Genomic DNA, 8,332 nt, shown 5'->3' with positions numbered 1-8,332 from the left:
GGCCGGGCCCGCGCAGCCCTACGCCGCGCCCGGCCCGCGGCCGGAGGTGCAGTGGCAGCAGTACGACCCGTGGCGCACGCCGGGCACGGGCCCCGTGCCCGCCGGCGCGCGGCGGACCGGCGGGCGGCGCGGCCGACTGGTGGTCGGCGCGCTGCTGTTGGCGTTGCTGGCCGGCGGCATCGGCGGCGGGATCGGCGTCTACCTGGAGCGCGAGACCAGCGACTCCGAGCAGATCCACCTGCCGCAGGCGCCCGCCGACTCCCGGCAGGCCAGGGACCCCGACAGCATCGCCGGCATCGCCGCGCGGGCGCTGCCGAGCGTGGTGACCATCCACGTCAAGGGCGCCGGCGAGCGCGGCACCGGGACCGGCTTCGTCCTGGACAAGCGCGGCAACATCCTGACCAACAACCACGTGGTCGAGCCGGCCGACCGGGGCGGCTCCGACGCCGCCATATCGGTCACGTTCAACGGCGGCCAGACCGCCCGGGCCACGATCATCGGCCGGGACGCCGGGTACGACCTGGCGGTCATCCGGGTGCAGGGCGTGACCGGGCTCAAGCCGCTCGCGCTCGGCAACTCCGACTCGGTGCGGGTCGGGGACCCGGTGGTGGCCATCGGTGCCCCGTACGACCTGGCCGGGACCGTCACCAGCGGCATCATCAGCGCCAAGGAGCGCCCGATCACGGCCGGCGGCGAGAAGGCGGACGGCAGCGACGTGTCGTACGTGGACGCGCTCCAGACCGACGCGCCCATCAACCCGGGCAACTCCGGCGGCCCGCTGGTGGACGCCAAGGGCCGGGTGATCGGCATCAACAGCATCATCCGCGCCGCGGACGACGGCGGGCTCGGCGGTGGCCAGGGCGGCAGCATCGGCCTCGGTTTCGCCATCCCGATCAACCAGGGCAAGCGCGTGGCCGAAGAGCTGATCAACAGCGGCAAGGCCACCCACCCGGTGATCGGCGTCACGCTCGACATGAAGTACGGCGGCGACGGGGCCCGGGTGGCGGAGTCCGGTGCCGACGGCCCCGCCGTGACCAAGGGCGGGCCCGGCGACAAGGCGGGCATCCGGTCCGGCGACGTGATCAGCAAGGTGGACGGAGTGCCGGTGCGCAGCGGTCAGGAGCTGATCGTGAAGATCCGCAGCCACCGGCCGGGCGACCGCCTGAAACTGACCGTCGAGCGGGGCGGCGACGAGCGGAACGTCGAGCTCACGCTCGGTTCGGCCGAGGACATACAGCGCTGAACCCGCTGCCCGCTCCCGGGGACCGACCCACCACCCGTTCCCGAGCCCCGACCGGCCCGGCCCGCGAACCTCCCGCGGCCGGGCCGGTGCCGTCCGGGCCACGCCGCGCGAGCCCGTCGCCCGGAGCCTGCTCCCTACCACCTACCACCAGCCACCAGCCACCAGCCACCTGCCTCCACCGCGCCCGACGCTCGCCCCGCGGCCGGCAACCTCGCCCCCCACCCGCCCCGGCGCTTGCCCACGGCCGACGCGCCGGGCCCGCGCCCGATACATCCGATACGCGGCATACGCCGGAAAGTTCGTCGGAGTGAGGTGAGGTGGATGTGGCTCGTGGGGCGGCGGGGGAGAAGTGGCTGTTGGTGGGCGTGGGCGTGGTGTCGGTGTGCTCGGGGGCGGGGTGGCGCGGGGCGACGGAAGGGGGACGCGGGCTTGTGCGGCGGGCGTCATCGGGAGTTTGCTGTGCGGGAGACGACTGTGGGGCGGGTGCGTCGGCGAGGATTCAGGGCGAGACGCGGCAAGGCGAGGCAGGGCAAAGACAGAGCGTGGGTGAGGGGCCGTACGGCGGTGTGGGGCGGGGTGTGGGCCGGGCGCTGACCGGCGGCGGGAGGGCGTCCGGCGGGGTGCGCGTCGCGTGCCGCAGGCCGGCGGTTGGTCCGTTGTTGGCCTGGCCGTCTCCCGTACCACACCGAGAGGCAGGTACCGTGTTGGATGGCCTGGACCGTTGGCCACGGACGCATCAAGGAGCAGAAGGTGTTCTTCGATATAGGACCCCTAGAGCTAATCGCTCTCATCATCCTTGCGGTGCTCATCTTCGGTCCGGACAAGCTGCCCAAGGTGATTCAGGACGCTGCCCGTTTCATCCGTAAGGTCAGGGAGTTCTCGGACAGCGCGAAGGAAGACATCCGGACAGAATTGGGTCCGGAGTTCAAGGACTTCGAGTTCGAGGACCTGAATCCCAAGAACTTCGCCCGTAAGCACCTGCTCGACAAGGACGAACTCGGGCTGAAGGAGATCCGTAACGGATTCGACTTCAGTAAGGAAATGGCCGAGGTTTCCGACGTCACCTCGGCCCGCGACACCACCGGCAGCAGCACGGCCAGCGGCGATTCCGCGCCACCGGCCGCGGGCCCCGCAGGCGGCTCCGACCTGCTGCGCAAGCGGGATAAACCGGAGCCTGAGGATCGGCCGCCCTTCGACTCGGACGCCACCTGATCCCCTTCCGGGCGGTCCGTATGGCTATCCTCCCTGTGTCCAGGTGAGGTCGCCTGAAAGGGGGGCGGGCCGCCACGGCGAAGGGCAATGAGGAGGGCTCCGCGCAGATGGAGACGACGAGTCGGGCAGACGTGCAGGATGCGGCGACGGCTCCGGGCGCGCCCGCCGGAGAAGCCGCGGCGACCCCGCAGGGGATGCCCGCCAAGGTGCGCAGGACGGTCGACGGCTATCTGATGGCCGCCTTCCCCTGGTACGGCCTCGACGAGGCGTTCACCGGACCGCGTTGGTTGATGCAGGTGGGCGCGGCGGCCGACGGCACCGTGGAGCACGGTTCGACCGGCCACGGCGAAGAGCCCTCGCTCAAGGTGGAGACCAGCGCGGAGAACCGTGAGAAGCAGCGCTTCGCGGTCGTGGTGACGGTGGCCAGCCGCCCGGTGCGGCGCAGCGCCGACGGGACCGGCATGTTGGAGGCCACCTCGGTCTCCTCCGCGGCCTGGCTCGCCGGCTCCGGCCTCCTCTCCTGCACCTGGCCCTCGCAGATGGAGCGCGCCCTGCGGCAGGACTGGCTCGACCAGCAGACCGCCATCGCCTGGGAACTCGCCGACGACCTCGGCGGCCCCGCGTGGTCGCAGCTCACGCTGCCGGTCGACGGGGTGCCGACCGACTTCCACTACCGCGAGTCGGAGTACGGCTGGGTACTGGCCGGCTCCGCGCGCGAGGGCGTCCACGTGGGCGCGTACGGGCGCGGCATGAGCGCCTACGGGCTCGGCTTCTCCGTGGTCAAGGACATCACGACGTACGCCTGAACCACGGGCCAGAAACGTTACGACGGCCCGCGGGCGGAGCGTGTGTCCCGGCGTGCCGGGGCGCGTGGTCGGCGCTGAGCGGGGCCGGGCGCCGGCCCGTGCGCCACCCGGGGGCAGCCGGCCGGCTGCCCGTGCACCTCACCGTTCAGCCACGCCGTTCTCTCTGCCGGCCGCGGCCCTCGCGCCTGCCGGCCAGCTCCACCAGCTCCGCCCGCCAGCTCCGCCCGCCCGCTCGGACCGGTGCGGGCCCGGCTACGCGGTTGCGTGGGGCGGCCGTCGGGCGGGGGCGTAGTGCGGCGTACGTGGGCTGAGGGACCGTCGGCTCCGGTGGCCGTACCGGTCGTGTGCGAGCCGGTACGGGCCGCGCGCCGGGCCTTACGTCGAGTGCGCCGGCTTTGCAGAGGACGGCCGCGGCCCCGCGCTGTGCCGGCTGGACAGCACGACGGCGGCCGGGGCCGACGCACCCCGTGGGATGGGCCGGCCCCGGCCACCCCGTGGGATGGGCCGGCCCCGGCCGCCGATCGTGCCGTGGAGCGGGAGCGCTCAGAACTTGTTGCGCGGGGTGATGCCAAGGGACAGGCCGGCCAGGCCGCGCTGGCGTCCGCCGAGCTTCCCCGCGATGGCGCGCAGGGCGCTGCCGGCGGGGGACTCCGGGTCGGTGAGCACCACCGGCTTGCCCTCGTCACCGCCCTCACGCAGTCGTACGTCGATGGGGATGGCGCCCAGCACCGGCACCGTCGCGCCGGTCGTGCGGGTCAGGCCGTCGGCGACGGTCTGACCGCCGCCGGTGCCGAACACGTCCACCATCTCGTCGCAGTGCGGGCAGGGCAGCCCGGACATGTTCTCGACCACGCCGACGATCTTCTGGTGGGTCTGGACGGCGATGGAACCGGCCCGCTCGGCGACCTCGGCCGCGGCCTGCTGCGGCGTCGTGACCACCAGGATCTCCGCGTTCGGCACCAACTGGGCGACCGAGATGGCGATGTCACCGGTGCCGGGCGGCAGGTCGAGCAGCAGGACGTCGAGGTCGCCCCAGAAGACGTCGGCCAGGAACTGCTGGAGCGCGCGGTGCAGCATCGGGCCGCGCCAGACCACCGGCGCGTTGCCCGGCGTGAACATGCCGATGGAGATGACCTTCACGCCGTTCGCCGACGGCGGCATGATCATGTTCTCGACCTGGGTGGGGCGGCCGGTGGCGCCGAGCATGCGGGGCACCGAGTGCCCGTAGATGTCCGCGTCGACCACGCCGACCTTGAGGCCGTCCGCGGCCATCGCCGCGGCCAGGTTGACCGTCACGGACGACTTGCCGACGCCGCCCTTGCCGGAGGCCACCGCATAGACCCGGGTCAGCGAGCCGGGCTTGGCGAACGGCACCTCGCGCTCGGCCTGCCCGCCGCGCAGCGAGGTGGCCAACTCCTTGCGCTGCTCGTCGCTCATCACGTCGAGCTCGACGCTGACCGAGGTCACGCCCGCGACCTTCGCCACCGCATCGCGCACGCCGCTGGTGATGGTGTCCCGCATCGGGCAGCCGGCGACCGTCAGGTAGACCGCGACCGCCACCGCGCCGTCCGGCGCGATCTCCACCGATTTGACCATGCCGAGCTCGGTGATCGGGCGGTGGATCTCCGGGTCATTCACCGTCGCGAGCGCTTCGCGGACCGCCTCTTCGGCGGGAGCGGCGCCGTGCGGGCCGGTCGTTTCGGTAGCCATGCCCCGATGGTACGGCGCGGGCCCAGCGCTCGGGAAAGCCTGTGGACGGTCGCCTACCTCACGCCCGCCGGGGGCGGTGCCGGGAATAGCCGGGCTCTCCCGTGGATGTCCCGTACCGCCCCCACGCCCCACCCGTGCGCGCGCGTGCTCCGACGTCCCCCGGGCCACGTCCCGCCCGCGACGGCCTGCCCCTACGCGCGTACGCGCGGGTGCTCCGGGCCCCGGCCACCCCTCACCGCTCCTCGGTCTCGTCCCGGGCCGGCCGTTCGACGGCGCTGGCCCCGGTCCGCCGGGGCGCGGTGTCGCGGCGGTGCGGGGGCGGGTCCGCGGCGTGGCCCGGCGGGCGGGCGGGGCGCTGTTCCACCTCCCGTACCAGGCTCTCGAACTCCGACCTGATCCAGTCGCGGGTCGCCACCTCGCCGAGGCCGAGCCGGAGCGCGGCGATCTCCCGGGTGAGGTACTCGGTGTCGGCGATGCTCCGTTCGTTCTGCTTGCGGTCCTGTTCCAGGTTGACCCGGTCCCGGTCGTCCTGCCGGTTCTGGGCGAGCAGGATCAGCGGGGCCGCGTACGACGCCTGGAGCGAGAGGGCGAGGGTCAGGAAGATGAACGGGTAGCGGTCGAAGCGCAGGTCGGCCGGGACGGTGGTGTTCCACACCACCCACAGCACGATGACCACCGACATCCAGACGATGAACCGCCCGGTGCCCAGGAACCGCGCCGTGCGCTCGGAGACCCGGCCGAACGCCTCCGGGTCCCAGCGGGGCAGCAGGCTGCGCCGCGGCTCGCGCGGCTGGTCGAGTCGGACGCGTTCACCGGCCATCGGCCACCTCCGGCAGGTCGGGCACGACCGCGCCGTGCAACTCGCGCTCGCGCCAGTCGTCGGGCAGCAGGTGGTCGAGCACGTCGTCCACGGTCACCGCGCCGAGCAGCGACCCGCTGGCGTCCACGACGGGCGCGGCGACCATGTTGTACGCGGCCAGGTAACTGGTCACCGCCGGCAGCGCGGTGTCCGGCGGCAGCGGGCTCAGGTCGTTGTCGACCAACGCGCTGACCAGTGTGAACGGCGGGTCCCGCAGCAGCCGCTGGAAGTGCACGGTGCCCAGGTAGGTGCCGGTCGGCGTCTCGTCGGGCGCCCGGCACACGTACACCTGCGCGGCGAGCGCCGGGGAGAGGTCCGGGTTGCGCACCCTGGCCAGCGCGTCGGCCACCGTCGCGTCCGGCAGCAGCACCACCGGTTCGGTGGTCATCAGCCCGCCGGCGGTGCGCTCCTCGTACGCCAGCAGCCGGCGCATGTCGGCCGCGTCCCGCGGGCGCATCAGGGCCAGCAGCCGCTCCTTGTCCTCCTCGGGCAGCTCCGACAGCAGGTCGGCCGCGTCGTCGGGGTCCATCGCCTCCAGGACGTCGGCCGCGCGTTCCTCCTGGAGCTTGCCGAGGATCTCCACCTGGTCGTCGTCCGGCAGCTCCTCAAGGACGTCCGCCAGCCGGTCGTCGTCGAGCGCCGCGGCCACCTCGGCGCGCCGCTTGGCCGTCAGGTGGTGCAGCACGTTGGCCAGGTCGGCGGGGCGCAACTGCTCGAAGGTGGCGAGCAGGTTCTCCGCGCCCTGCCCCTGCTCGTCCAGCGCGAACCCGGTGACCGCCGACCACTCCACGGTCAGCGCCTCGCCGGATCGCCGGCCGCTCCCCGGCCACCTGCCGCGCAGCGCCGGGGGCTTGCCGCGGCGTACGAAGACCTTGTCGATCTCCCAGTCGCGGCGGGCCGGCAACTGGGCCACCGCCACGTCGAGCACGGTCACCTGCTCGCCGGTCTCCACCAGCGTCACCCGCCGGTCAAGGAGTTCGCCGAGGACCAGGGTCTCGGTGGGGCGCTGCTCGAAGCGGCGCATGTTGACCACGCCGGTCGTGATCACCTGGCCCGACTCGACGCCGGTCACCCGGGTCATCGGGAGGAAGATCCGCCGCCGGCTGACCACCTCCACGACCAGGCCGAGCACGCGCGGCGGCCGGCCGCCGAGCCCGAGCATCGCCACCAGGTCGCGCACCCGGCCCACCGGGTCCCCGTTCGGGTCGAACACGGCGACACCGGCTAGATGCGAGACGAACACGCGCGGGGCTGCCGCACCCATGCCACGCGCCTCCTTCCACGGACGTACGGGCTCCGACGGACGTACGGGCCGCCCACGGCCGGCTGCCGGCACGCGGCGGTGATCACCCCGAGTACCTCTGTATACCTCCTGATATCATCGAATATCGGTTGATAGCCCGCTGGTGGCGTCCTTCGGTGGTGCGCCCCTCGCTGGCGGACCCGCCGGCGAGGGCCCGCGCGGCGGCGCCGGGTGCGCGGCGGCCCCTCCTGAACGGTGCGGAACCATCGGTTTCCGGCCAAGCCTGCGACACGCCGCCCGGCCGGTGCTCGCGGCCGGTCGGCTCCGGTACGAGCGCGCCGTCAGCGCGTGCGTACGGCACCGGTACGCTGCCCCCTGCATCGGCATCGGGAGGCAGAGCGGACGTGCGCACCTGGAAGACGGCTCTCGCGGCGGCGACGTGCGCGGGGCTCGCCGCCGTGACCCTCGCCGGATGTGGCGGCGACGGCGGTGGCGGGGTCGAGAAGAAGGACCCCGACGCGGGCACCAACGGGGTCGGCAAGCTGCCCCCGAAGCAGATCGAGGCCAGGGCCAGACAGGCCGCCCAGCGCGCCGCCGCGGTCCGGCTGACCGGCAACGTCGTCAGCAAGGGCCGTACGTACACCCTCGACATGCGGCTCAAGGACGACGGCGGCTCCGGGCGGGTCTCCACCCAGGGCAGCACCTTCCAACTGCTGCGCATCGACAAGGAGCTCTACCTGAAGGCCGACGCCGACTTCTGGACGCACGAGCAGAACGACGGGGCGGCCCCGGCGGGCGACGGCAGTACGGGCGGCTCGGGCGGTACGGGCTCGGAGTCCGGCACCAAGGAGGACCTGGCGGCGGCCAAGAAGCTGGACGGCAAGTACGTGAAGGTGCCGGCGGGCGACCCCTCGTACCAGCAACTCAGCGGGTTCACGGACAAGACCATGCTGCTCGACGGGCTGCTGGGGCTGCACGGCCAGATCACCAGCGGCAAGCGGGGCGCCGTCGGCGGCGTGCCGACCATCCGCATCACCGGCGACCAGGGCAACGGCGGCACGCTGGACGTGTCGCTCAAGGGCACCCCCTACCCGCTGCGCATGCACCGGGCCGGCGGCGCCGGCGTCATCCAACTCGCCGACTGGGACGAGAAGTTCGAGCTCTCGGCACCCCCGAAGAAGGAACTCGTCGACTACGGGCAACAGTTGCCGCAGAGCGACGGCTGAGCCGACTCCACGAGTGGGCTGACGGCGCCAGGC

7 protein-coding genes are annotated in these 8,332 nt (G+C 73.2%); 4 read left to right on the top strand and 3 right to left on the bottom strand.

All coding sequences use genetic code 11. The features are described from left to right. The 3 genes from ACMA1D_RS29435 to ACMA1D_RS29425 form a co-directional block, all read left to right on the top strand. Positions 1-1,243, top strand: a 1,243-nt coding sequence (locus ACMA1D_RS29435) for a S1C family serine protease (RefSeq protein ID WP_414727036.1), incomplete at its 5' end; no start/stop codon positions are given. A 750-nt stretch (positions 1,244-1,993) separates the two neighbouring features. After that, positions 1,994-2,455 carry a sec-independent translocase gene (locus ACMA1D_RS29430; RefSeq protein ID WP_414727037.1) on the top strand — a complete coding sequence of 154 codons (462 nt, stop codon included), beginning with the start codon at positions 1,994-1,996 and terminating at the stop codon, positions 2,453-2,455. 107 nt (positions 2,456-2,562) lie between these two features. Further along, complete coding sequence (locus ACMA1D_RS29425) at positions 2,563-3,261, top strand: hypothetical protein (protein ID WP_414727035.1); 699 nt, start codon at positions 2,563-2,565, stop codon at positions 3,259-3,261. Between the two features lie 543 nt (positions 3,262-3,804). Here ACMA1D_RS29425 and ACMA1D_RS29420 read toward each other — a convergent pair. From ACMA1D_RS29420 to ACMA1D_RS29410, 3 genes are all read right to left on the bottom strand, one after another. Further along, entirely contained in the window at positions 3,805-4,971 is a 1,167-nt protein-coding gene (locus tag ACMA1D_RS29420; protein ID WP_414727034.1) for an Mrp/NBP35 family ATP-binding protein, read from the bottom strand. Between the two features lie 232 nt (positions 4,972-5,203). Continuing rightward, complete coding sequence (locus ACMA1D_RS29415; RefSeq protein ID WP_414727033.1) at positions 5,204-5,791, bottom strand: DUF1003 domain-containing protein; 588 nt, start codon at positions 5,789-5,791, stop codon at positions 5,204-5,206. Continuing rightward, complete coding sequence (locus ACMA1D_RS29410) at positions 5,781-7,094, bottom strand: magnesium transporter MgtE N-terminal domain-containing protein (protein ID WP_414727032.1); 1,314 nt, start codon at positions 7,092-7,094, stop codon at positions 5,781-5,783. The genes ACMA1D_RS29415 and ACMA1D_RS29410 overlap by 11 nt, the downstream gene beginning before the upstream one ends. Before the next feature lie 383 nt (positions 7,095-7,477). On the opposite strand from ACMA1D_RS29410, the gene ACMA1D_RS29405 reads away from it, so the two are divergent. Beyond that, positions 7,478-8,299 (top strand): hypothetical protein, encoded by an 822-nt coding sequence (locus ACMA1D_RS29405; protein ID WP_414727031.1) that lies wholly within the window; start codon positions 7,478-7,480, stop codon positions 8,297-8,299. The last annotated feature ends 33 nt before the right edge of the window (positions 8,300-8,332 follow it).

This window comes from Streptomyces sp. 796.1 (assembly GCF_047525675.1).
Classification (GTDB): Bacteria; Actinomycetota; Actinomycetes; order Streptomycetales; family Streptomycetaceae; genus Streptomyces.
This window is presented reverse-complemented; position numbering and strand designations above follow the sequence as displayed.